29 protein-coding genes and 1 pseudogene are annotated in these 22925 nt (G+C 67.5%); 26 read left to right on the top strand and 4 right to left on the bottom strand.

The window, feature by feature from the left end:
- From GO308_RS15290 to GO308_RS15255, 8 genes and pseudogenes are all read left to right on the top strand, one after another.
- Window positions 1-210, top strand: a pseudogene (locus tag GO308_RS15290) (DUF736 domain-containing protein); the annotation flags it as partial.
- A gap of 154 nt (window positions 211-364) precedes the next feature.
- The gene (locus GO308_RS15285; RefSeq protein ID WP_240886055.1) at window positions 365-658 is read left to right on the top strand and encodes a hypothetical protein; all 294 of its coding nucleotides are present in this window, start codon (window positions 365-367) and stop codon (window positions 656-658) included.
- Between the two features lie 695 nt (window positions 659-1353).
- Window positions 1354-1689, top strand: coding sequence for a single-stranded DNA-binding protein (locus GO308_RS15280; RefSeq protein ID WP_240886054.1), 336 nt, complete (start codon window positions 1354-1356; stop codon window positions 1687-1689).
- A 117-nt stretch (window positions 1690-1806) separates the two neighbouring features.
- Window positions 1807-2049 carry a hypothetical protein gene (locus tag GO308_RS15275; RefSeq protein WP_240886053.1) on the top strand — a complete coding sequence of 81 codons (243 nt, stop codon included), beginning with the start codon at window positions 1807-1809 and terminating at the stop codon, window positions 2047-2049.
- A gap of 613 nt (window positions 2050-2662) precedes the next feature.
- Window positions 2663-3640 carry a DUF2493 domain-containing protein gene (locus GO308_RS15270; RefSeq protein WP_240886052.1) on the top strand — a complete coding sequence of 326 codons (978 nt, stop codon included), beginning with the start codon at window positions 2663-2665 and terminating at the stop codon, window positions 3638-3640.
- A 220-nt stretch (window positions 3641-3860) separates the two neighbouring features.
- On the top strand, window positions 3861-4103 hold the full coding sequence (locus GO308_RS15265; RefSeq protein ID WP_240886051.1) for a hypothetical protein: 243 nt from the start codon (window positions 3861-3863) through the stop codon (window positions 4101-4103).
- A 157-nt stretch (window positions 4104-4260) separates the two neighbouring features.
- The gene (locus GO308_RS15260) at window positions 4261-4839 is read left to right on the top strand and encodes a hypothetical protein (RefSeq protein WP_240886050.1); all 579 of its coding nucleotides are present in this window, start codon (window positions 4261-4263) and stop codon (window positions 4837-4839) included.
- 395 nt (window positions 4840-5234) lie between these two features.
- A complete protein-coding gene (locus GO308_RS15255) occupies window positions 5235-5459 on the top strand; it encodes a hypothetical protein (RefSeq protein WP_240886049.1) in 225 nt (74 codons plus the stop codon).
- Window positions 5460-5573: 114 nt separating this feature from the next.
- On the opposite strand, the gene GO308_RS15250 is transcribed toward GO308_RS15255, so the two are convergent.
- On the bottom strand, window positions 5574-5792 hold the full coding sequence (locus GO308_RS15250; protein ID WP_240886048.1) for a hypothetical protein: 219 nt from the start codon (window positions 5790-5792) through the stop codon (window positions 5574-5576).
- Between the two features lie 667 nt (window positions 5793-6459).
- Here GO308_RS15250 and GO308_RS15245 point away from each other — a divergent pair.
- The 14 genes from GO308_RS15245 to GO308_RS15180 all read left to right on the top strand — a co-directional run bounded on the left by GO308_RS15245 (window position 6460) and on the right by GO308_RS15180 (window position 17552).
- Window positions 6460-6750, top strand: a complete 291-nt coding sequence (locus GO308_RS15245) for a hypothetical protein (RefSeq protein WP_240886047.1) — start codon at window positions 6460-6462, stop codon at window positions 6748-6750.
- The gene (locus tag GO308_RS15240; RefSeq protein ID WP_240886046.1) at window positions 6740-9043 is read left to right on the top strand and encodes a type IV secretion system DNA-binding domain-containing protein; all 2304 of its coding nucleotides are present in this window, start codon (window positions 6740-6742) and stop codon (window positions 9041-9043) included. Before GO308_RS15245 ends, GO308_RS15240 begins: the two co-directional genes overlap by 11 nt.
- A gap of 3 nt (window positions 9044-9046) precedes the next feature.
- The gene (gene mobF, locus GO308_RS15235; RefSeq protein ID WP_240886045.1) at window positions 9047-12106 is read left to right on the top strand and encodes a MobF family relaxase; all 3060 of its coding nucleotides are present in this window, start codon (window positions 9047-9049) and stop codon (window positions 12104-12106) included.
- 42 nt (window positions 12107-12148) lie between these two features.
- Window positions 12149-12349 (top strand): hypothetical protein, encoded by a 201-nt coding sequence (locus GO308_RS15230; protein ID WP_240886044.1) that lies wholly within the window; start codon window positions 12149-12151, stop codon window positions 12347-12349.
- A 57-nt stretch (window positions 12350-12406) separates the two neighbouring features.
- Entirely contained in the window at window positions 12407-13033 is a 627-nt protein-coding gene (locus GO308_RS15225) for a hypothetical protein (RefSeq protein WP_240886043.1), read from the top strand.
- Window positions 13030-13569, top strand: a complete 540-nt coding sequence (locus tag GO308_RS15220) for a DUF2726 domain-containing protein (RefSeq protein ID WP_240886042.1) — start codon at window positions 13030-13032, stop codon at window positions 13567-13569. The genes GO308_RS15225 and GO308_RS15220 overlap by 4 nt, the downstream gene beginning before the upstream one ends.
- The gene (locus GO308_RS15215) at window positions 13562-13876 is read left to right on the top strand and encodes a hypothetical protein (protein WP_240886041.1); all 315 of its coding nucleotides are present in this window, start codon (window positions 13562-13564) and stop codon (window positions 13874-13876) included. The genes GO308_RS15220 and GO308_RS15215 overlap by 8 nt, the downstream gene beginning before the upstream one ends.
- A gap of 291 nt (window positions 13877-14167) precedes the next feature.
- Window positions 14168-14839: a hypothetical protein gene (locus tag GO308_RS15210; protein WP_240886040.1), complete on the top strand. Its 672-nt coding sequence runs from the start codon at window positions 14168-14170 to the stop codon at window positions 14837-14839.
- Between the two features lie 191 nt (window positions 14840-15030).
- On the top strand, window positions 15031-15378 hold the full coding sequence (locus GO308_RS15205) for a hypothetical protein (protein WP_240886039.1): 348 nt from the start codon (window positions 15031-15033) through the stop codon (window positions 15376-15378).
- Window positions 15379-15397: 19 nt separating this feature from the next.
- Entirely contained in the window at window positions 15398-16195 is a 798-nt protein-coding gene (locus GO308_RS15200; RefSeq protein ID WP_240886038.1) for a CsgG/HfaB family protein, read from the top strand.
- Between the two features lie 12 nt (window positions 16196-16207).
- A complete protein-coding gene (locus GO308_RS15195; protein ID WP_240886037.1) occupies window positions 16208-16612 on the top strand; it encodes a DUF805 domain-containing protein in 405 nt (134 codons plus the stop codon).
- Between the two features lie 12 nt (window positions 16613-16624).
- Entirely contained in the window at window positions 16625-16888 is a 264-nt protein-coding gene (locus GO308_RS15190) for a hypothetical protein (protein WP_240886036.1), read from the top strand.
- Window positions 16885-17100: a DUF5818 domain-containing protein gene (locus GO308_RS15185; RefSeq protein WP_346769095.1), complete on the top strand. Its 216-nt coding sequence runs from the start codon at window positions 16885-16887 to the stop codon at window positions 17098-17100. Before GO308_RS15190 ends, GO308_RS15185 begins: the two co-directional genes overlap by 4 nt.
- Window positions 17101-17213: 113 nt before the next feature.
- Window positions 17214-17552, top strand: a complete 339-nt coding sequence (locus GO308_RS15180; protein ID WP_240886034.1) for a hypothetical protein — start codon at window positions 17214-17216, stop codon at window positions 17550-17552.
- A 12-nt stretch (window positions 17553-17564) separates the two neighbouring features.
- Here GO308_RS15180 and GO308_RS18665 read toward each other — a convergent pair whose 3' ends face one another.
- Window positions 17565-18212 carry a methyl-accepting chemotaxis protein gene (locus tag GO308_RS18665; RefSeq protein WP_276616598.1) on the bottom strand — a complete coding sequence of 216 codons (648 nt, stop codon included), beginning with the start codon at window positions 18210-18212 and terminating at the stop codon, window positions 17565-17567.
- 158 nt (window positions 18213-18370) lie between these two features.
- Between GO308_RS18665 and GO308_RS15165 the strand changes: the two genes are divergently transcribed.
- Window positions 18371-19579 (top strand): hypothetical protein, encoded by a 1209-nt coding sequence (locus GO308_RS15165; RefSeq protein WP_240886033.1) that lies wholly within the window; start codon window positions 18371-18373, stop codon window positions 19577-19579.
- Window positions 19576-19872 (top strand): hypothetical protein, encoded by a 297-nt coding sequence (locus tag GO308_RS15160; protein ID WP_240886032.1) that lies wholly within the window; start codon window positions 19576-19578, stop codon window positions 19870-19872. Before GO308_RS15165 ends, GO308_RS15160 begins: the two co-directional genes overlap by 4 nt.
- Before the next feature lie 40 nt (window positions 19873-19912).
- On the opposite strand, the gene GO308_RS15155 is transcribed toward GO308_RS15160, so the two are convergent.
- Complete coding sequence (locus tag GO308_RS15155) at window positions 19913-20332, bottom strand: hypothetical protein (protein ID WP_240886031.1); 420 nt, start codon at window positions 20330-20332, stop codon at window positions 19913-19915.
- Between the two features lie 59 nt (window positions 20333-20391).
- On the opposite strand from GO308_RS15155, the gene GO308_RS15150 reads away from it, so the two are divergent.
- Complete coding sequence (locus GO308_RS15150) at window positions 20392-21072, top strand: SOS response-associated peptidase family protein (RefSeq protein WP_240886030.1); 681 nt, start codon at window positions 20392-20394, stop codon at window positions 21070-21072.
- A 98-nt stretch (window positions 21073-21170) separates the two neighbouring features.
- Window positions 21171-21818 (top strand): hypothetical protein, encoded by a 648-nt coding sequence (locus GO308_RS15145; RefSeq protein ID WP_240886029.1) that lies wholly within the window; start codon window positions 21171-21173, stop codon window positions 21816-21818.
- Here GO308_RS15145 and GO308_RS15140 read toward each other — a convergent pair.
- Window positions 21766-22911, bottom strand: a complete 1146-nt coding sequence (locus GO308_RS15140; protein ID WP_240886028.1) for an RNA ligase family protein — start codon at window positions 22909-22911, stop codon at window positions 21766-21768. The genes GO308_RS15145 and GO308_RS15140 overlap by 53 nt on opposite strands.
- Window positions 22912-22925: the final 14 nt, after the last annotated feature.

Here is a 22925-nt window from a genome sequence, read left to right as displayed (position 1 = left end):
ACGGCCGCGATGGCGCCCAAGGGCGGCGACGACGGCCTGCCGCCGTTCCCGGGCACCGAGGACGGTGCGGGCACGGGCGAGCCCGCCGGTGCCGCCAGCGACGGCCTCGGCGAATCCACCGCCGGCGACGCCTTCGGCGCCGCGCCGGAGACGCCCGCCAAGGGCGGTCGCCGCCGCGCCGCGCAGCCGGCCGAGCCCGAGACGGTCTGACGGACCGGCCGGGGTGCCTCCCACCCCGGCTTTCTCCTCCCCACCGCGCGTCCAAGCCCCCGCGCGCGGACCTGCAGGGCTCGCTTCGCTCCCCCCGGCGAGGCGGGCCCTGTCTTTGTTCGCCCTCACGGGCTCACCGACAGGAGCCGCCGCCGTGCCGATCTCCCTCGAACACCACCTCGCCATCGCCGAACGCGACTATGCCGCGCTCTCCCGCTTCGCGGTTCGACGCGAGCGGTTCCTCGACGCGCTCGACTGGACCGCCCTCGAGGAGCAGTTCGCGCGCGAAGCGTCGATGACGGACGACCTCATCAACGACGACCTGGCGAGCCTCTGGCTCTACATGGACCATCTCGGCCGTTGGTCCGCCGACGCCGGTCCAGACGCGCCCGGCCCGGACTCGATCCTCCGCATCGCGCGCGAGCCGCGGGACTACACGCCGCATTGATCGGCGCATCCCGCCCGATCCTTCGCCTCGCTCAGGCCGGGCGGGACCGGGGCTCGGCCATGCCGACCGGAACCCCGCCAGCGGGTTTCCGCCCATACGGGTGACGATCCCCTTGCGGTATTGACGCTCGCGTGTCGATCGGGACGGCAGATGCCGCCCCTCGCGGGTCAGTAACGACCCGAAGGCGCTCTCGCAGGGCGATCGGCGCCGACGTCGCCACCTCGCGCGCGCCACCCTCGACGCCAGCGCCCCGCTTGCGATTGCCGGCATTCGCCGGCGGGCCGTGCCGCGACCGGAGTGGCCCACGACCTCGATCGCGGCCGATCGCGGCTCGCTGTAGGGCTTGCCCCCTCTCGCTGGGTCCGGCGCGCAGATGGCAATGCCGGTGCGGCCCGCGGTGCGCTGATCGCCCGGGGACCTTGGCGACAGGACCGCCCTGGTCGGTCCACATTGCCCATTCCAGCCTCTTTTGAGGCGCCGGCGAAGCCGCCCCGCCTCGCAGTGCCACCTGCGGCGACCGCGACCGCGTCGCAACCTCCTCCACGAGCCCGTGTTGTCGCGCCTTCGGCGCGCCTGCCCGCGCCAGCTCGCTCCGGAGGTTCCCCGCGCGGGCTGCGCCCGCGCGGTGCGACGCGATCCCGGCCGCCGCCCACCAGTGGCACCGGCGGGGAGGCCGCCGGCACAAGGAGGCTTACATGAACAACGTGAACCTGGTCGGCCGGATCGCCAAGGACCCCGAGCTGCGCACCGCCGGCCGCACCGACATCACCACCATCATCGTCGCTACGGACCGCCCCAAGCTCGACAAGGAGGGCAAGACCTACAAGGATCCGCAGACCGGCTTCACCGCGAAGGAGGTCGAGTTCCACAAGGTCACGACCTTCAATGGCCTCGCCAAGGCGATCGCCAACAACCGCAAGAAGGGCGACCTGGTCGCCGTCGAGGGCCGGCTCCACTACACGAAGTGGCAGGACAACGGCGTCGACCGCTACGGCTGCGAGATCATCGCCGACCGGGTCGAGTTCTACTGACCCGCGGGGGGCGGCGAAAGCCGCCCCTTTCCGCTTGCTCGCGCCCTGGAAAGACAGAAGCTAGCTGCTCTTCCGCGCCGGTGCTACCACCCGATCGATCCCCGCGAGGAGCTCGCCATGCGACGCACGTTGGAGGCTGTCGCCACCACCCTGTTCCAGCGAGATACCAGCTCGGGCCGCTTGCTGTTCATCGGGTGCCTCGCCGTCATCGCGATCACGCATATCGACCCGGAGAGCGCCGCTCGGCCGCCGGCTGTTGTCGCCTTCTTCGGCTGGATGGGTGTCCACCTCCTGCTCCGCTACCTCCGCGTGCGGGCCTTCCTCCGTCGACGCCAGTACGACCCGCCACGAACGGTTTGACCTCTCCGGACAGGGTCCGCCCCGGGGTTGGGAGGGGAGGAGGACCGGGGCCTTTCGAGGCTGCCAGGTCGAGGAGAGAGTGGAGGAAAGAGGAGTGGTGCGACGCATCCCGGCCTTGCCGGGACCGGGGCTCTAGTCGGCTGCGCCGACCGGAACCCCGCAGGCGGGTTTCCGCCCATTCGGGTAACGATCCCCTTGCGGGGCGATAGCAACTGACACCCCGCTCGCCGTCAGGCGGCGATCGGTCAGCACTTCAACTGCCAACCGCATCCGACGACGCCATCGTGGCACCGGCCGCTGGGGCGGCCGGGTCCCCTGGGCAGTCGTCGTATCTCACCTCAAACCAATAACTCTCTCTCTGACCTCCTAGTTTGGCATCCGGGGATTCAGGCCGGTCAAGGATGCGCGGTTCCCCCAATTTTCACGCGGCCGACCCTGCGGGCCGACCACGAGAAAATCGGCTCCCCCACGCCCCGCTTCGCGGCGTTAACCGGGGTCCGGCGAGCACGAGGCTCGCCGGCTTCCCGGTTAACGTCCCTGACCGACCTGACCACCGAATGCCGGGGGAGGAGCCTCATCAAGAAGATGAGAACATCACACCTTGGAGGCTCAAATGACCACTTTCACGAACTTCGCCGATCTCGCCAGCTTCGTTGCCGACGAGCGCCGCAACGACACCCTGACGCAGACCTACGAGGGCGCGTTCATCGAGCACAGCGAGATGGCCAAGCTCAGCGTCGTCGACGCGCCGGAGCAGCTGGACATGCCCGATCCGGAGCAGGTGCGGGCCGCCGTCGAGATGATGATGGCGACGATGTTCGACGTGCTGCGCGACACTCGGATGGAGCCCTTCGCGGCAGACCTCGCGTGGGGCTTCGCCAACAGCTTCCACGTCGTTGCGAAGCGCATCGAGGGACGCGAGGACGACGCGGCGAACAAGCTGCGGGATCTCGCACGCGCCTTCGACCCCAGCGAGATCTACGCGACCGAGCTGGAGGAGACGCAGACGCTCTGCCAGACGCTGCAGGGTTGCCGCGAGGCGATGGAGTGCATGCGCGACCACGCCGCCGAGGTGTACCGCGTCGAAACCGGCAAGCCCTTCTCGCCGGTCCGTGGGAGCCGGGTCTCGAGCGGCCTGACCGCCTCGATGATCGACGCGCGGGACTATCTCGCCGCACGCAGCCGCGAACGCCGGGAGCAGTTCGCACCCGAGGGTCCGGTGGTTGCCTTCTCCGGCGGTCAGAAGGACTGGAACGACGCGGACCTGCTCTTCCGCGGCCTCGACAAGATCAAGGCGCGCATCCCCGAAATGATCCTCGCGACCACCGCGCAGTCCAAGGGTGCCGACGCCATCGCGCACGCCTGGGCCGCATCCCGCGGAGTGAAGGTCATCAAGTTCATGCTGGACCGCAGCGCGGGCAACCGGGCAGCGTTCATCCGCAACGAACGCATCCTCGGGCTGAAGCCGGTGGAAGCCGTCGTCTGCGAGGGCACGGGCATCCAGGCCAATCTCGCGCAGAAGCTGCGGCAGGCGAACGTGCCGCTCCACATCGTGAAGCTCGCGCACCAGGCCTCTGCGAAGCAGGCCTGAGCGCAACCCGGGAGGGACGTCGGCTTCGGCCGGCGTTCCTCCCATCCTTTTACGTCATGCCGGTGCGGCGCTCCGGGGCATCGAGCCCCATCGCGCCGCCTGAGACTGCGCTTCCGCTTCACCCACAATGGCACGGCTCGCTCGCGTCGCGGCAGGCCGGCGCCTGCCACTCGCTACGCCTCGCCGGCGATCCCTTCCGCGCCTCAAATCGGAGCCTGTCATGCCGATCCGAACCGTCCACCAGTCGCTCTCCTTCGACACCATCATCATCGATCACCCGCACCGGCTCGCCGCAGAAGCGCACATGACCAAGGTGCTGCGCGACTATGGCGACTGGCCACAGGACGCCGCCGTCGACGCAGCTCGTTCGGGCAAGCCCGCCCTCGTGCGCGACGACGGCGATAGCGAGACCATCGAGATCCGCGACGAGAGCCCGGCGACGACCGAACACCAGCGACGATGACCCGCCGACGGGCGGGCTCGCTCGCATCGCGGCAACCCCCTTCGGGTTGCCCGCTTGCTACGCCTCGCCCGCCCGTCGGCACCCCCGCAGCGCGACGGCCCCGGGGAAGCAAAGGGGAGGGGGAACGAGGGATGTGATCGAACCAAGGGAGGTCGAGATGTCCATCGTATTTCGCATTGCCACTGCTGCCGATGATCGCGACGGTCCGATCGCCACGATCAATGCCCGCCAGCTCGCCGCCTTCCGCTCCTTGCTTCGCGCGGAGGGAAGCCGTCTCGGGCTGGCGCTGATCGACCCCGACGACGACGAGGAGACCCCTCTCGCCTACAGCTTCGAGGCTCGCGTCTGCCCGCTGGCTCTCGCCAGCATGGCACGCGTGTTCGACTTCGCCGCCGACGTGATCGCGGTCCTGGACGAGGCGCAGTTCCGCAGCCGGCGCGTCTCCTTCTACCGCAGCCGGCCGGATGGTCCGGTCGCGATGCGACCGTCCATCACGTCCGATCTCGGCGTCGAAATGGACCTCGCCAGCGGCAATGCCTATGCGCTGCTGGAGAGCCTCGGACTGCGCCCCGACAGCGTCGGTGAACTGCCCGTCGCGGAGGTCCGCAAACGCCTCGACAACCCCGCCGTTCGACGCCGGATGCGGGAACAGAACATCGACCATTATGCCGACCGCCTGGAGCGACTGATCGCGACGGCGGAGACGGACGACAGCTCGCGGTTCGAGTGGGCCTGAGCCTCCCTCACTCGACACCGCGGAGGGGCGCTGCGCATCGGCGTGGCGCCCCTTTTTCATGCCAGCTGCGCTTGAGCTCCGGGGTCCGGCGTCCGCCCCGGCTCGCTCGCTTCCGCACGGCCCCGCCGGGCCGCACGTCGCTACGCATCGGCCGGGCCGGAGAATGAATATCTCTCACTGACGTCCAATTCTGTCAGGCGTCCGGGACCGCCTCAAGGATCGACGGTCCCCCCAATTTTGCCGCGGCCGCCGCTCCGCTGCGCTCCACGGCAACCGCGACAAAATCGGCACCCCCGTCGCCCGCTACGCGGCCGCCGGCGGTGCCGGCGGTCCTTGACCCGATCCCGGACGCCCGACGCCCGCTCCGCTGTCACTCAAGACAGCAGGAGGCTCCCATGCAGATCATCTCGACGTCCATCGCCAACGAGCACGCCGCCTATCTCGCCGCGGTGGCCTGCGCGGAGCGCCGCGCCCTCCACAGCTTCTTCGACCAGCATGTCATCGAGGACGAAAATGACGGGTTCATCGCCATCGACGAGGGAGACTACGACGCCCTGCCGATGAGGGTCATCGACCGCGTGGTTCACACGGTCCCGGGCGGCATGTCCGACGAGTTCTAAGCGATCGGGAGGGGCGGCAACGCCTCTCCCCTTTTTTGCTGTCAGGGCACACGGGCATGAGGGGCATCGAGCCCCCCATGCCCGTGCCGCGACTGACGTCGCGGCAGACCGGCCTCACGCCGCCAGCCGCTTCTCGACTTCCTCGATTCCGAGCGTCTTGATCCGCCCGGTGAGAGCCTCGAGCCGCTTGCCGTCGAGCTTCAGCAACCCCGTCTTCTCGACCGACTTGATCGCCTCGTCCCGTGCCCTTTTGGCGAGCTGCTCCCGCTTCTCCGCGAGCCGCCGCTCCTCCTCTTCGAGCGCCTGCATTTCCTGTTCGATTGTACGCGCCATGATGGCCTCGCTGTTCATAGCTGATCGGGCTGCGAACGGGGGTGTTGTAGCGGCTGGGAAGCCGGTTCGGAAGAAGAAGGTTGTGGGCGGCTCGGCGGTCCCTCCGGGTCCGCCGCACGGGCTCTATTCGCGGGCCTTCGGCCCGCTCACGAAGCCGCCGCCTTGCGCCGTCTTCGCCCTTCGGGTGACGATCCCTGCCGAGCCGATCCCGTCGCTTTGCTCCGGGCTCGATGAGCGCGCTTGGTCTGGCGACCAGGCGCGCCGGACGGGATCGCTCCACGCCTGTTTATGCGCCCGGAATCGCGGTCCGAACCCCTCCGCCCACAGGGCGGACGATGCCAAGCCGGACCCCGGAACGATCCCCATGAATGGACGACCAACACGACCCAGGACCAACGGATCAGTCCTAGTAGATATGCACACCGAACGCACCTGAAGGTGCTGGTTTTACCTGCGTTTACAGAGTCTTAGCGGTCGCGGGACGTGTGGGACAATGTGGGACGGCCCTAGCCGGACCCGATTGTCGTGGGATTACAGCCGCTTAGGCGTCCCACGACGTAACACACGGTCTGGCCTATACTGATTTTCTTTGCCGCCGTCCACGCGATCGCGTATAGGTGGCATCGCTTTCTTCGATCCCCACCAGCCTCCCTGCTAGGAGGTTGGCTTGTCCTCAACGACACGGCACTGCACCGTTCGCTTTGAACGCGAGCAGTATGAGCGCATCCTCGCGCTCGCGGCGAACCAGAACTGCAAGCCCTCCGAGGTGATCCGGACGGCCGTCGCGGCATATCTCGGCACCGCCGCCGTCGTCACCAACAGCAACCGCCGGATGGCGCGCATCAGCGAGTTCATGCAGCTCGCTCTCGACGTCATCATCAGCGAGCAGTATCCCGAGTTCCGCGAACGGATCATCGCCAACACGGACAAGCGCCTGGAGCAGTACCATGGCGCGTAGCGACATCCGCACCGACGGCCGGGCGATCCCGCTCCACCACCACTCCGCGCGCGGCAAGGTCCAGCGCAACTCGGGCAATTTCACCCGAGGGAGTCAGCTCCTCACCCACGAGCTCCTGATGTGGTTCTCGGGCGCGAAAATGCCCGTCGTCTTGTGGTTCTTCGCCTTCGCCGCAGCATGGTTCGTCATCATGGGGCTGAAGCTCGACGAGCACGGCTTCCAGCTCATCTGCATGAAGCTCTACGCGATGCTCTGGGACTGGATCGGCTTCGACCCGACCAAGAAGGTCAACGTGACGCTCCCGAGCGGTGAAGTCCGGCACACGATCATGGCCGTCGTGCAGGAGATTCCCGACGTCCAAAGGGCGTGGAGCGTCGCCATGCGCGGGCTGCTCGGCGCGTTCCTGGTCAGCATCTTCCTGACCATCCCGCTGACGATCTGGTTCGTCGATATTTCACGCCGCCGAGGCAAGTCGATCCTGCAGGAGCGGCACGAGCGCGGAGCCATGCTGGTGGAGCGCGACGTGCTGCTCGCCGAGGTCTCCCAGCACAATTACGCGGCCTTTGAAAAGGAGGTCCGCGAGTGCTTCCCGGGCGTGCCGCCGAAGCGGGTCCTGCAGCTGCCGTTCGTGGAACGGAAAGCGGGCGGACTCCACCATCCCTACACGCTCGCCGGCGTCCCGTTCCCGCACCGGATGGAGCAGTCGCACACGATGCTGATCGGCACGACCGGCTCGGGTAAGACCACCGAGCTGCGCAGCCTCGTCAAGCAGATGCGCGACCGCCAGGACAGCGCCGTCATCTTCGACCTGACCGGCGCCTATGTGGAGGCCTTCTACGACCCCGATCGGGACACGATCCTGAACCCCATGGACCGGCGCTGTCCCGCCTGGTCCATCTTCAACGACTGCCAGACCCATAGCGAGTTCACCGCCGCCGCAGCGGCGCTGATCCCGTCCGATGGCGGCTCGTCGGAACCCTTCTGGGCGCTCGCCGCCCGCACCCTCTTCATCGAGATGTGCGTCAAGCTGATCGAGAAGGGCGAGACCACCAATCTGGCGCTCTCCGAGCACCTGATGACGGCCGACCTGAAGCGGGTCCACCGCTACCTCCAGAACACGATCGCGGATCCGCTGACCGCTCCGGAAGCGGCCCGCATGGCGGAGTCGATCCGCGCCGTCTTCAACACCAACGCGCAGGTCCTCCGCTTCCTCCCCGACGAGGGTCCGCGCTTCTCGATCCGGGAGTGGATCACCGGCGAGAAGAAGCCCGGCTCAATCCTGTTCATCACGTCCAACTATGTCGACCTGCCGATGAATCGGGCGCTGCTGACGCTCTGGATGGACCTCGCCATCAATCGCCTGATGACCATGCCCCGGACCCGCCTTTTGCGGACTTGGTTCATGTTCGACGAGCTCGGCGCGCTCCACCGCCTGCCCGCGATCGAGAACGGCCTCCAGACTGCCCGCGCCTTCGGCGGAGCCATGATCCTCGGCATTCACAGCTTCGAGAAACTGATCGAGGTTTACGGCGAGCAGGGCGCTCGGAACCTCGCCTCGCTCGCCCGCTCCAAGCTCATCCTCGCGACCGCCGATCTCGACACGGCAGAGCAGTGCGCCCGCTACATCGGCAACCGCGAGGTCCGCCAGATGGATGAGGCCTACAGCTACGGCTACAACAACACCCGCGACGCCTCGACCTTGACCCCGAGGAAACAGGTCGAGCCGCTCGTCATCGCCGACGACATCACGAACCTGCCGTCGATGAACGGGTTCGTGAAGTTCCCCGACGGCTTCCCCGCCGCCCGCATCAAGCTCGTCTGGAAGGACTATCCGCAGGTCGCCGACGGCTTCCTGCCGCGCCCCGACATGAAGCCTGTGCGGTCCAAGCGCGGAGATGCGGTGTTCGATGGGGAGGATGGGGAAGAAGCCGGCGGGCGTGATGGCTCGCTGCAGGTGATCGAGGAGGCTTCCGACCCCGTCAATGTGGCGAAGGACATGGCCGCCCGGATCCTCTTGAGCGAGGTCGAGGAGGAGAAGGAGGGCACCGCCCGGACACGCGACAACAACAGCGATCGGAACGAAGGGGACACCCCCCGCGAGCATGCCGCCGACCGTGCCCAGGCGGCGCGTGGCGGGCCGGATCAGGAGACCGCGCAGGCCCGCGATCGCGACGATCGGCGGGACGCCCGGAGCCAACACGCTGCCCCTCAGGTCGAGGACCAGACCATCATCGAGCTGCGCCAGGACTTTTCCGCAGGCCGGGACACCGACGGCATGGACATGGGGATCTAGCCGGTGCTCTCCGTCGCTTCCGTCCGCTCCGCATCCGGCGCCGCAACATACTTCGCGAAGGACGACTATTACACGGCCGAAGGCAGCTCGGAGATCAGCGCCTGGGGCGGCGAGGGAGCGGCCGACCTGGGGCTGTCGGGCGAGGTCACGAAGGACGCGTTCGAGAGCATCTTGAATGGGGTGCTGCCGAGCGGCGAGGCCGTCGCTCAGGTCGACAATCGGCGCTCCGGGGTCGATCTCACCTTCTCCGCCCCGAAGTCGGTCTCGGTGCTGGCCTACATCACCGGCGACAAGCGCATCCTTGGTGAGAACGGCGCCACCATGAAGGCCGCGGCCAAGGCAATGGGGTGGATCGAAAGCAACCTCGCGGAGGGCCGCAAGGACGTTGAGGGCCGCAAGGTGCCGGTGAAGACCGGGAACCTCGTCTTCGCCCTGTTTCAGCATGACACCAGCCGCGCGCTGGACCCGCAGGCGCACATCCACGCCGTGATCGCCAACCTGACCAAGATGCCCGACGGCAAGTGGCAGGCGCTCCATGCCGACAAGATCTGGAGCAACAACTCCGTGATCGGCTCGATCTACCACGCCTTCCTGCGCGAGGAGATGGAGAAGCTCGGCTACCAGGTGGAGCTCAAGGGCAAGCACGGCACCTTCGAGATCGCCGGCGTGCCGAAGGCTGTCATCGAGGCGTTCAGCCAGCGCCGGACGGACATCCTGGCGAAGGCAGCCGAGCTCGGCATCAAGAGCACCCAGGGCCTCCGGGACGTCACCGCCCGGACCCGCGATCCCAAGCTGAACATTGAGGATCGGGAAGCGCTCGGCAAAGCGTGGACCGAGAAGGCCGCGGCGCTCGGCTTCGATGGCAAGGCGCTTCTCGACGCGGCACTTGCCCGCTCACAGGAACGGGCGCCCGGCAGTGCGCTCGAGCGAGGCTATCGGGCCGTCACGGACGCGGTCACGAGCGCGTGGGACAAGCTGGGTGGGGTCCTTCGTCCGCACGATCCGCTCGTCGACCGTGGCCTTGGCCGCATCACCCAATCGCCGGCCGAGGCGCGCGCGCAGCTCGCCGTCGCGTCGGCCGTCCGGATGCTGTCGGAGCGGGAGGCGGCATTCAACGTCAACCTGCTCGGCAAGACAGCCCTCGACCTCGGGTTGAAGGGCGTCACGATCGATCATGTCGAGCGTCGCATCGGACAGCTTGTCGAACGCGGGCAGCTGATCGCCGGGCAGGCGCGCGAGAACGATACGCGACCCCGGATGGTGACGACGCAGGAGGCGCTCAGGACCGAGGAGAGCATCCTCAAGGCGGTCGAGCAGGGCAGGGGGCAGGCTACCCCCATGATCGACGCCAGCGCGGCTCCTGAGCGGCTACAGGCGGTCGCGGAACGCGAATTGAACCCCGGCCAGCTCGCGGCCGCGACGCTGATCGTCTCGTCCGAGGATCGGACCGTGGTGGTGCAGGGCATCGCCGGCGCGGGCAAGTCGACCATGCTTCACTCGGTCGCACGCGTCGCGGAAGCCGAAGGCCGCACCGTCACCGGTCTTGCCTTCCAGAACAAGATGGTCGCCGACCTGGCCGAGGGTGCCGGGATCAAGTCGCAGACGATCGCCTCCTTCATCCTCGCCAACGAGCGGCACCTCACCAACCGGCAGAGCGACGCCTACGACCAGGCCCGCGCCACCTTCGCCGGCCAGATGCTCGTCGTCGACGAGACCTCGATGGTGTCGAGCGACGACATGCTGAAGTTGCACCAGATCTCGGCCGCGCTCGGCGTCGACAAGCTCGTCCTTGTCGGCGATCGGCAGCAGCTCTCCTCGATCGACGCCGGCAAGTCGTTCGCGCTCATCCAGGCGGGGGGCGGGACGATGGCCCGGATGGACGAGAACATCCGCCAGCGCACCGACCAGCTCCGCACGGTCGCCGCCCTCGCCAATGTCGGCGAGGCGGGGCAGGCAATGAAGGTGCTCGGCGACAGCGTCATCGAGCATCAGAGCCCGGCGCTCCACGCGGCCGAGATGTGGCTCGGCCTCTCGCCCGAGGACCGCGAGGCGACGGCGGTTTTCGCCTCCGGCCGCTCCTCGCGCGCCATCATCAACCAGCGCATCCAGGACGGGCTTGCCAGCGAGGGCAGCGTGCGCGGCGACGGCATCCACCTCACCGTCTACGAGCGCGTCAACACCACCCGCGAAGAACTGCGCTACGCCTCGACCTACCAGCCCGGGCAGACGCTCGAGGTGGGCAGGGGAGGCGGGCAGGACGTCGGCCTCGCCGCGGGCCGCTACGACGTCGACAAGGTCCACCCGAACGGCAAGGTCGACCTCAGACTCGGCACCAAGCGCATCCGCTTCGACCCGCAGAAGCTGTCGCCCACCGAGAAGCGCGACCGCCTGCAGCTCAGCGAGAAGAAGGATCTCCACCTCCGCGAGGGCGACCGCATCCGCTGGACCGCCAACGACAAAGACCGCGGTCTCCACAACTCGGCGCTCGCCCGCGTTCTCACGATCGGAGCGAACGGCGTCACGGTCGAGACCGCCGGCAAGGAGAGGCTGACCCTCGACCTGGGCGACCCGATGCTGTCGCGCCTCGACCTCGCCTACTCGCTCAACATGCACATGGCTCAGGGCATCACGACCGACAAGGCGATCACCGTCATGTCGAGCCAGGAACGCAATCTCTCCAACCAGCGCCTGTTCAACGTCGGCGTCACCCGCGTCCGCGACGAGCTGACGATGGTGCTCGACGACAAGGAGAAGCTCGAGCGGCAACTCGACAACAACGCCGGCAACAAGACCTCCGCGCTGGAGACGATCGGCCGGCTCGACGTCGACCGGGAGCGAACGCAGGCGCCCGGTGCCGGCCCGCGCGAGAAGTTCGACCCCGGCCCGATCGACCTCAAGGACCTGCCGCTGCTGCCCGGCGAGCCGGCCCCGCCCGCGGCCGACGGCACGGGCAAGACGCCGCTGCCCAAGGTCGACGATCTGAAATCACCGCCCGACCTCAAGCCCGACCGCGGCGACATCCTGCCGCCGCTGCCGGAACGCAGCCTGGGGCTCGATCTGTGAAGACCGCCCGGCCGGACCGCCGGATCATGCGAGGAGACGACGATGAGTGGATGGGACTTCGACGAGGTTGGCAAGTTCGGCAGCGCCAAGGCGGCCGAGGACTTCGCCAAGCGCAACAACGTGGACGTGCGGGACGTCCGCACCCGCGACACCGGCGACGGCGTGGAGCTGGAGATCCGGCGCTCCAACCTCGATCGCCGCGAGCTCAAGGACAGCGGCGAGGGCCGGCGCGACGGGTGGTGACAGGCAGGCCGGCGCGGCTGGGCGGACCGGCCGCGCCGTTCATTCGAGGACGGCGCAATGTATCAGGATGACGCTTTCGATTGGCGACAGCGCGCGGCGATGCTGGAACTCCAGGGTCGAGATCTGAGCGACCTAGCCAGTGCTCTCGCCGAGCACGCGGGATACGGCAGCAACGATCCGTTCTGGAAAATCTCGCGCGTACTTCGAGCTATGGGCGCTGCTCGGGAAAGAACGGCTCACGAAATCTGGATGACGGGCCATGAGACCGAGTCGACCGTCCGCGACGAGATAAGGTCGATTTCCGACGAGCACACCGACCGGATCGTGCGAGCCGTGGTGACGGCGGAACGCGCCGCGGAGCGGATCGAGCGTGCCGTTGGCGGTATCGACTGGACAGCCCGCCCTCCGATGGAGCCGGCCTTTTCCGCCATCGTAAAGCCCCGACGCGTCTTTCCGGACGCGCGCCAGCATCGAGCGCTATGGCGTTTCTGGAAAGCGTTGGGCCTCGGCGGGCTCGGCCTCGCTGCCTATGTAGCCTTCGCGACCCTGTCCGGCCCGGAGTCGTCCCCTCGCGATCACCCGATCACCGCCGCGGACATGATCCCGCAGCGCGAGTGGATGGCGGTATCGACGCCAGGTGACGGTTCGGCGGCGCCCCATAACGGCGGAGCTCGCAACCCATGAACCACATCGCCGGCTCACCCGTGGCGCTGCTCGTTTTCATCGTCTGCGGGCTCGCGCTGCTGACCCTCTTGAAGAACACGCTCGGGCTTGGCGGGCCACCCGCCCCGGTCGCGAAGCGGTTCCTCACCGACCGCGAGCTGGCGATGCTCGCCGCGATCGAGCGCATCCTGCCGGCGCACCGGGTCCATGCCCAGGTCGCGATGGGCGCGCTCCTGCAGGTTCCACGCCGGCTCGGCCGCAAGCCCTCCTACGCCGACCGCAACAGCTTCTCGCAGAAGATCGTCGACTTCGTGGTTCAGGACCGCAACACCGGCGCGATCGTCGCCCTGATCGAGGTCGACGACTATTCGCATAATGCCGCCCGCGACGCGAAGCGCGACGCGATGACGGCGCGCGCGGGCTACACGACCATCCGCATCCCCGGCCGGACCAAGCCGACGCTGGCGAACGTGCGGCAGGCGCTCGCTCCGCTGCTCCACCCAGAAGGCTCCGTTGGTGCGATCTCGATCGCGGATCGGCAGGCAAGCCATGCTTGATACCCAGATCGTCCTGGCAATCTACGCCGCGGCGCTGCTGTACCTCGCCGGCAACCTCGCCGGCCCGAGCTGGATGCGGCGGCCGAACGCCTGCGAGCTCCCCCGCGGGCTGCGGCTGGGTGTCCGGCTCGGGACCGTGGCTGGCGTTGCCCTCCTTGCATGGGCCGGTCTGGCGGACAGGTCGCCGACGGTCGGATGGGGCGAGTGCGCGGCCCTAATGGCGGTACTGGTCGAGAGCCTCGTCTTCCTGAAGATCGCGATGCACCGCGATCACGGCGTCTACGGTCACGCGGGAGGCGGCGCGTGAGCCTCGGAAACCGCGATTACATGCGAGCGCCTCGGCCCGGCCGCGTCACCCGCCTGGACGGCCGTCCTATCGACGGAGTCGTGCTGGAGGCCGGACCCGCCCGCTCCTCGAGGATCCACGGGCCCCGGCGACGCCGGTCGCCGCTTCGCGTCGCGGTGATCGGTGTTGCCGCGCTCGCCGCGTTCACCGGCGCGTGGGCGATCGGGTGCGGCCTCATCGGAGCCAGTCTGCACACCGACGGTGGCACCTTCGTCCCGCCTGCGGCCAAGCAACCAGCGCAGCGAGGCCAACATGGGTCTCGATGACCGCGACTACATGCGCGACCGCTACCGCAAGCGGCAGGGCCTCGGCGGCACGTACTGGAACGACCGCAAGTCGCGCGTCGAGCATGGTGGCGCCTGGTTCGAGGACAAGAACCGCGGCCACGATTACCAGACGGGCCGTTACCGGGCGGGACGGCAGTTTCGGGCGCACCCGATCCAAGGCTGGATTCTCGGCCTTTCAGCCCTGCTGACCCTCATCCCGATGTACCGCGAGATGAAGCGGGCAGGGTGGCTTCCCGATACGAGCCCGGCCGTCGCTTTCCCCGCGTCAGGCAGCGTCACGGTATGGCGAGACCTTGATCCGAGGCTGCTCAGATCCCGCATGGCGGTGACAACCGCGGCCGCGAACGCGGTGGTCCAGCTCTTCGACCCGCAGACCGACCAGCATATCCTATCGGTTTACGTCCAGAAGAACGATCGCGTGGAACTGGCCGCTCCCGTCGGCACCTGGCGCATGCGCGTCGCCGAAGGCCAGCTTTGGCACGGGCCGCGCAAGTTCTTCGGGTCGAGCACGACCTACGAGACAGTGGCGCAGCTCATGGAGTTCCCGCGCAACGGCGGGAACGGCATCGACCTTCATCGTCGCCCTGACGGCAAGCTGCCGACGCGCATCAACTTCAATAATCCCGACCCGCTGTGACCAGGATGATGACAGCACACGTCTCCCTGCCGGCGAGATCAACCCTCGCCTCACGCGATCCCCAGCCGCGTCCCGAACGCGGCGGGCCAGAGCTCGACGGGCCGCTACCGGCCCCCGGGAATGGTGGTGTCTCCACCACGGCCGCTGCGGACCTGCCGCGGTCTCTTCAAAGCAAGGAAGGAACGACTACCATGATGCTACGACGTTTCGCCGCGCTGGGGGCGATCGCCCTCTCCGTCGGCGTGCCGGCAGCGGCCAGCGCCATGCCGGCCAGCCCGGTCCTGCTCGCGATGGCGAGCTATGCCGGCGAGAAGGCCGGGGAAGACTCGGTCGCCAAGGTGAGCCTGAAGAAGGCACACTGGAAGGCACACGCAGCCGCGCACGCGAAGGGCGACTGCAAGGACTGCCCCGACTGTGCGGATTGCGCGGACTGCGCCGATTGCAAGGACTGCGACGAGGCGAAGAAGACCGTCGCGTCCGCCGAGGAGCGTGCCGGCATCTGCGATCCGGCCAAGCATGTGGCAAAGAAGCGTGCCTAACCGGGCTGTTCTCCTCGCCGTGACGGCCGCTCTCGCGGCCGTCACCCCTGCAACCGCCATCGCACAGAAGCTGGGCAAGGGCGGCACGGGCGTCGACGAGACGTCCGAGCTGCCCCGCTGCCCGCAGCCGCTCGGCACCGTCGCGCTCGTCGAGGACCGCAGCGTCGCCGGCGTCGAGGATCAGCTTCCTCCGGGCATGCGCGCGCTCGTGCAGCTTGCCGAACGGCAAAACGGGGGTTCCACCGCCAAGGTCGACCCGCTGCCCCTGTTGAAGCTCCTGACCGCCCGATCGGGGTGCTTCGAGGTCGTGGAGCGTGGGGGCGCCTTCGACGCGCTTCAGCGCGAGCGTCAGCTCGCCGCCGGCGGCTCGGTCGCCAACGGCGCCGCCCTCAACCAGGCGACGCTTCGTGCCGCCGACTACCTCCTGACCGCCCAGGTGCTCTACTCGGACAGCAACGCCCGGGGTGGCGGAGGCGGGGTGGGCGGCACCTTCGGTTCGGCCGTCGGGCTCAAGACCAAGACACTCGAGAGCCAGACGATGCTCACGCTCGTCAACGTGCGGACCGGCGTCCAGACGGCCGTGGCGACCGGAGCCGCGCGCAAGCGCGACGTCACCGTCGTCGGCGGGGGGCTCCTGCTCAGCCTTGGAGTCGGGGCGCTCGGGGGTGCCTATACCTCGACCGACATCGGCAAGATCACGTCGCTCGCCCTGCTCGACTCGTTTCGCAAGCTCACGGTGGACGCACAGGCACGGATCGCGCCACCGGCGGCCGCGGTGCCGAGCGCGCCGCCCGCGGCTCCGGGATCGCCGAAATAGAGGAGAGGGGGGTTGGACGTAGGCGAGGTTCTGTTCGCGTATAGGGGCCGCGTGGGTCGGGTGCCGTTCGTGCTGACGACCCTGGCCTGCTGGATCATGCTGTTCGCGAGCCGCTACGACCTGCGCTTCGTCCACTTCCTTGCCGGTCTCTCGCAACCGGCGCTCCTCGGCTCAATGGCGATGGTCGCCTGGGTAGCCTCGGCGGTGATGGTGAAGCGGCTCCACGACGTCGGATGGTCGGGCCTCAACACGATCTGGATCGCGCTTCTCGCTCTGCTCGGCGACCCGCTCGATACGAGCGCGCCGCTCCTGATGGGCGTGGCCGCGATCTCGATCTTCGCCCAGCTGTGGCTCTGCATCGAGCCCGGCACCCGCCGAGCCAACCGCTTCGGCAACGCGGCCCCACTCGGGGGCTGAACGGAGCACGTCATGGATCAATGCGACCTATTCGGTGAACCGCTGCCGCCTCCCGAGCCGGAGCAAGTGGTCGAGCTGGCCCTCCCGCCGCTCGCCGCGCCCTGCGGCTTCCGCAACCGCTCGAACAAGGCGTGCCAGCGACTTGCCCGCGATCCGATCAGACTGGACGGCCGCAAGCTACGCTCGCATGGCCGGCTGCTCCTCCACTGTCCCATGGAGTGCTTCAATGGCACGTCGGCCGAGGAGACCCCGACCTTTGCGGAGGCAGCGGAATGACGGCCAGCGGCCCGACCCGGCTCGCCGGCGTGGTGGAGATGACACCACGCGGCCCGATGCTCCTCGAGGCAGACGGGATGCGCTGGCGGCTGATCGGGGACGTGACGACCGAGCACCTGGTCGGAACGCCGGTGACGGTCGAGGGCACGATCGATGGGGCGGCGATCGCCGCCTACTACCTGGCGCCGCGAACGGAGACACCGACATGCTGAGCCCCGCGAGCGCGTTCCCCTACCGACGCCCTGGGTGCCCCTATTGCGGGCACCTGATCGACCACTGGCCCCGAGACACCAACCTTCAGAGCTGCCAGCTCTGTCTCCGTCCGATGGTTCTCGTGCGTTGGCCGACCGACTGGAACGGCCCGAAGAGGTTGCGCGGGCTGCTCGACGTCGGCTTCGCTATCTACGGCCTGCTGACGATCGGGCTTGTCGCCACGTTCGTCATCACCGGGCTCTCGCCACACGCCTTCGCGAAAGGCTTCTCTGTCCTTCTCTTCATCATTGGGAGCGTGCTGGCGGCCGACGGCGTGCTGGGGCTTCGGACCGGCATGGACAAGACAGGGAGGCGCTTCCGCTCCGGACCTGCAGCCCGGGTGTTCGCGGGCGGGAAGCTGGCGGCCGGGGTGGCGGCGATCCTGCTGCTATGCGTCGGCCTGGCGCTGTAGCGAGAGCCTCGTTCAACCGCCTGTCTTGCTGGAGCCTGCCCTCGCCATCATCCCGGCCGCGCGCTCGGTCGCGGCGCGTGTGTCGCCGGCGAGCTTCTTCACCTCGATGGCGACGACGGCGAAACCTCGCCCCGATTCCCCAGCCCGAGCCGCCTCAATCGTCGCGTTCAGCGCCAGCAGGTTCGTCTGACTCGCAATCTCGCTGATGCTGGTGACGATGCCGCCGAGCTCCTCCAGCGCCGCCTTCAGCTGCTCGTTGCCGCGCTGAAGCTCCGACTGGATCTCGCGCCGGTCGCTGACGTCGGCGGCGGTCTTCAGGATCCGCTCCGGTCGACCATCGGCATCGAGGACCGGATTGTACGTCGCCTGCAGGTGGACGACCTGCCCGCCGCGGGTGACGCGCGGATACTCGCCGGTGTGGAAATCGCCGGACCCGAGCTTCTGCCAGAACTCCGCATAGGCAGGCGAGGCGGCCAGTTCTGGGGTGCAGAAGATGCGATGATGCTGCCCGACGACTTCGGCGAGCCTGTACCCCATGAGGGACAGGAAGACGTCGTTCGCCCACAGCACCGTTCCCGATGTGTGGAACTCGATCACGGCCTGCGACCGGCACAGCGCGGCCCAGGCGGCTTCGGTGAGAGCCGTGCTGCGCGGCGTCATGGTTTCCGAGAACTCCCTCGTGGCAGGACGCTACACGCAGATGGTTAAGATATTCGGCGTGGAGAGGCTCGGCTCGACTTGGCATAGCTGACGGACGGGGGGACGAAGGAATGTTAGGCTGGCTTACACGCCCATGGTTTGAGGCTCGATCGCTTGGCGTGCTGCAGACCTACTACGATCAACCGCTAAAAAACCCGCTGCCGCCGTTCGAGGCGCGCCTTCTCCGGGGCGCGGTAAACCTCACTCGAAAGGACGGAGGCACGCCATTCGACGCGGCGACGCGTTTCTACGCCGGCTATGCGGAGACCGCGGTTGGTCAGGGTCGCTCGCTCGACGATATCGGCTTCCCTGGGGTGCTCGGTCGCATGTGGTCGCTTCGCGGCGAGATGAAGTTCTACGACGAGCATGTTGCGGCGTTGAAGACAGTGAGCGCGGCGGCACAAGCAAGAGATACAGCCAAACCCGCGCCTGAGCTGGCAAGAGTCCATGGCACCCGCGCGCTATGTTCAACCGCGCCCCGGGACGGCATAGAGCAACCAATTGGGGGGAAGATGTTCCAGACGTTCAAGTTGGCGGTTGCCATTTCGCTCGTTGCTTTGGCTTCGGGCCTGACGGCCGCACCACAAAAGCGAGGAACAGCGCGCCGTCCGGTGCCGGCACGCGCGGCCACGGCGGCGCCGCGGCCGTTCGATCCGAAAGCCTACGCGGCCAGCGTCGAGGGCGTCGACTGCACGAATGTCGCTGCGCGAGCCAGGTCGGTCGTACCGATCGATAAGGCGCTACATGGAATCGCCAGCGCCTACCCATGGGGACCGCCAACCAAGGGTGAGTTCGAGTCCACGTCAGCGTTCGATCAGCGGGTGCATGACGAGCTGAGCGCGAAGCTCGGCGGGACCGATCGGATCGTTGCCGTCATTCCGATCCGGGACATGATGAAATACGATGCCGACACGTCGACGCTGACCATCAATCCGGTCGACAAGCGGATCAAAGAGAACGTCATCACCGTCAAGGCTTACAGCGACATCGATGGCGAGAGCACCTACGTCGGCAGCAACGCCTACGGGGCGTCGACCGAAGTTTCCCGGCACACCTTCACGCAGTTCTACATGCTGCTGCCCGCCCGGGGACAGACCGCCATAACTTCGACCATGGCGCCCGATGCGGCTCGCTCCCTCAAAGAGAACGGCTCGCTTGTTCTGGTCGGATCGCTGCTTTCGCCATACATCGCCTACGAGCGTCAGCGCGGTAGGCCGACGATCAGCGATCCGAACGACGTGACCTACCTTCAATTCTACTTGGGAATGATCGCGCAATGCGCCGTGATCGTGAACCAGGGTCAGGAAGTCGGGCGTATCGCTCTATGACACTGCTGCTGATCCTGTCGCTGGCGGTGATCGCCTTCCTTGCCCGCCGCAACTATCAGCTGGAGAAGCGATGGCGATCGCTGCGCTACTGCTGGTATTCGATGTCCGACCTTGCAGCGGGTCGCCTGAACCAGGATGGCGAGCCCGACGAGCAATGGCTCGCGGCCATGCGCGAGCAAGCCGCCTTTATGGCGCGCTTCGGCGCCTCGCCGCTGTCGAGCGATGGCGTCCGGCGTTACGAAGCGGCGCTGCTAGAGCGCAATCTCCCGATCCTTACCGAGCACAGGGTCTGACTTCGACATCGGGGATGGCGGCGCCGGCGGGCACCGAGGATCATCCGTCAACCGCCAGCTTCGCCGCATCGTCCATGACCGCATCAGGGTCGCCGAACCGATAGGCCACCAGTTCCTCGCGATCGGCCTTGCTCAGCGGGCTCTTGCTATAGGTGCCCTTGGCCCAGCTCTCCGTGGCGGTGTGACGCTCACCCAGGCGCAGCATCTCGTCATGCGGAGCCACGTACCAGACGCCGCGATCGGGGAACGCGACCCATATGTTCCGGCCGATATACTTCTTGTCGATCGTCCACCGGCCCTTCAGCTGCACCAGCTTGGTGTCGCCGGTCGCCTCGTTGAGTAGGATCAGGTCGATCCCGTTGTCGTAGACGGGCAGATACGCGTTGTAGCCCTGGTTGAGCGCCACGGTGACGAGCGCGTTCCGGTTCACCACCTCGACGGCGTCGCTGGTCAGCTTCATCGTGTCTCCCTGCTGTCGATCGCCTGACAGTCGCGCGCGAACGTGGCAGAACATCGAGCATGTGCAACCGCTACCGCATCTCCGCGAAACAGGCTGCCGTCATGCGCGCGTGCGGGTTCGAGCCGCCATACGCGCCAGACGAGATATTCCCGCCCGCGCGCGAGATCTTCCCGACGGGCAAGAAGACGGCGAGACACGGCCCGATCGTCCGCCGCAGCACCGCGGGCAACCGCCCCCTCGAGATGGCGCTCCTCGAATGGGGCTTTCCGACGAAGGTGCCCAGCAAGCGGAACCCTGAGACCAAGCTCGACAAGTACGTCACGAACGCGAGGAACCTCAGATCGTCGCCGATGTGGAAGCCGTCGCTTGCGAGCGCAGAGCGTCGCTGCATCGTGCCGTTCACCTGGTTCGCCGAGCCGCATCCCGAGGGCGGGCTAGGTGACGACAACAAGCCGCGTCAGATGTGGTTCGCGCTACCGGATCAGCCGATCGGCTTTTTCGCGGGGCTGTGGCGGCCGACCGACCGGGGCGAGGCGTATGCCTTCGCCACGACGGACCCGAACGAGTTCGTGAAGCCGTGGCACCCGAAGGCGATGCCGGTCATCCTGCGCCCGTGCGATCTCCTGCAATGGCTCGACGGCAACGCGGCGGAGGCTCTGGAGCTAGTGACGCCCTATGACGGCGCGATGATCCGCCAAGTCGAGACGCCCGCGGACGACCTCATCGAAATCGACGCCTAACGCCGTCTAAAGCGTCCGGTCAGGGTCTTAGGCCCCAATAACACATAGGCGAGTGTCTCACGGATAAGTAAAATGCAGCATCACCAGGGGGCCGGACGGTGTTCCAATATAGCTTGGGTCGTAACAACGCGGGGCTCGTCGTCATCGGCGACACTCTGACCCTACGGGATCTTTACCGCCGCCTGCACGAGATCGCGGAAGCATCACCCCTGACAAGGGGAGCTAAGGGCGAGTTCTTCCTGGGCTTCGCCTACGAGGTCCGTCACGCGATGCAAGGCGACCGAGAACGCTTCAAGCCCCAGGAGGCGCAGGAGGTCGGGCCGGCGTTCGGCTTTCGGGTCGTCTGGCCCTTCCTACTCGGCATCGTCGCGACCATGCGAGCGTCGATGGCCTTTTTCCCGAGCACATCCGGACAGCAGGCCGTCGTGTATTCGCTCGAAAGTATGCTCGAGGACGCCATCCGTGACGCGTTCAAAACACGCGCGGACGCTGTCCAGAATGCTTGGCGCCAGCTGCGACCCGAACACGACGCCTTCCTAACGCCCCTACTCGACGCGCGATGCGCAGCCTTCTGTTCGTGGACCAAGCAACAACGGGGAACCTACCTACCCGCGCTCCTTGAGAGCACCGACCCGATGTATGGAAAGTGGCTCTATTCGCATAAAGACCAGCCGCCGGCGGCGCTGCTCGACCCTAAGGAGCTAGAGTCCTGGGTCGGCGCCGATTGGCCTTCGGTTCGCTGGTAACACCGTTCGATCGTCGGATCCCCGCGAGCTCGGTCACATCGACCACCGTTGCGTGTCGGAGCTTCTCGCTACCCTTCAGGTGGCGGACACGGACCCGCATCTTCGGGTCGATCCAGCGCGCTCGCTTCGATCGCGGCATCCCGGTCGGCGGTCGATCCCGCTGCAGCTGCTCCGCGGCCGCGTAGAAGAGCTCTCGGCTGTCCGCCTGCAGGGTGATGGCCGCGCCCCCGGCATATTCCAGCCCCCCATCCGTCTCACGGGCCAGGAGGGCTGACACCGGCTCGCCGGGGCTCGCCTCGGTTCCGACGACGAGATACTCCTCCTCGGTCCACGCCTTGACCTTCAGCCAGGTCTTCACGCGGCCGCTCGCATAACGGGTGCCGCGCTTCTTCGACACGATACCCTCGAGCCCCATCGCGTCGACCGCGTTGAAGAAGTCCGCCCCGCCCCCACGCACGTCGGCGCTGAAATGGATCGGCGCGCCGGGGTCGAAGTCACCCACCAGCTCCTCGAGGCGCTCCCGGCGCTGCTCGACCGCGAGCGGCCGCAGGTCCGTGCCATCAAGGTGCAGGAGATCGAAAGCCATGAAGACGAGCCGTTCCGGTGTGCGCCCGATCGTCGTCCGGAGCGCCGGGAAATCGCTGCGACCGGCCTCGTCCTGGACGATGACCTCGCCGTCGATGATCGCGTGCCGACACCCAAGCAGCCCCGTCGCCTTCAGGAGGGGCGCGTATTTGTCGCTCCAGTCGTGGCCGTTCCGAGTGAACGCCCGGGCACCGGCGCCATCGATCACGATCTGCGTGCGATAGCCGTCATATTTGATCTCGTGGATCCAGCCCTCGCCCGCCGGAGGCTCGTCGACCAGAGTAGGAAGCATCGGCTCAACGAACGCGAGACGGGCCGCCATTGCGACGCCAGGGATCGGGGCGTGGCCCGGCTGGTCGTGGTGGAGGACGTCGCCCAGGTTGCGACAGTCGATCGCCTGCCCGCAGCTCGGACAGTCCATGAAGTGCATCGCTTCCGGCAGGTCCGGCGCGACAACTGGAAGGGCGTTGAGCTCTTCCCGGCGGAGAGACGATGCGAGGCGCTTCACCGGGAGGAATCGCG

This window comes from Sphingomonas sp. SFZ2018-12 (assembly GCF_022496715.1).
GTDB lineage: Bacteria > Pseudomonadota > Alphaproteobacteria > Sphingomonadales > Sphingomonadaceae > Sphingomonas.
This window is presented reverse-complemented; position numbering and strand designations above follow the sequence as displayed.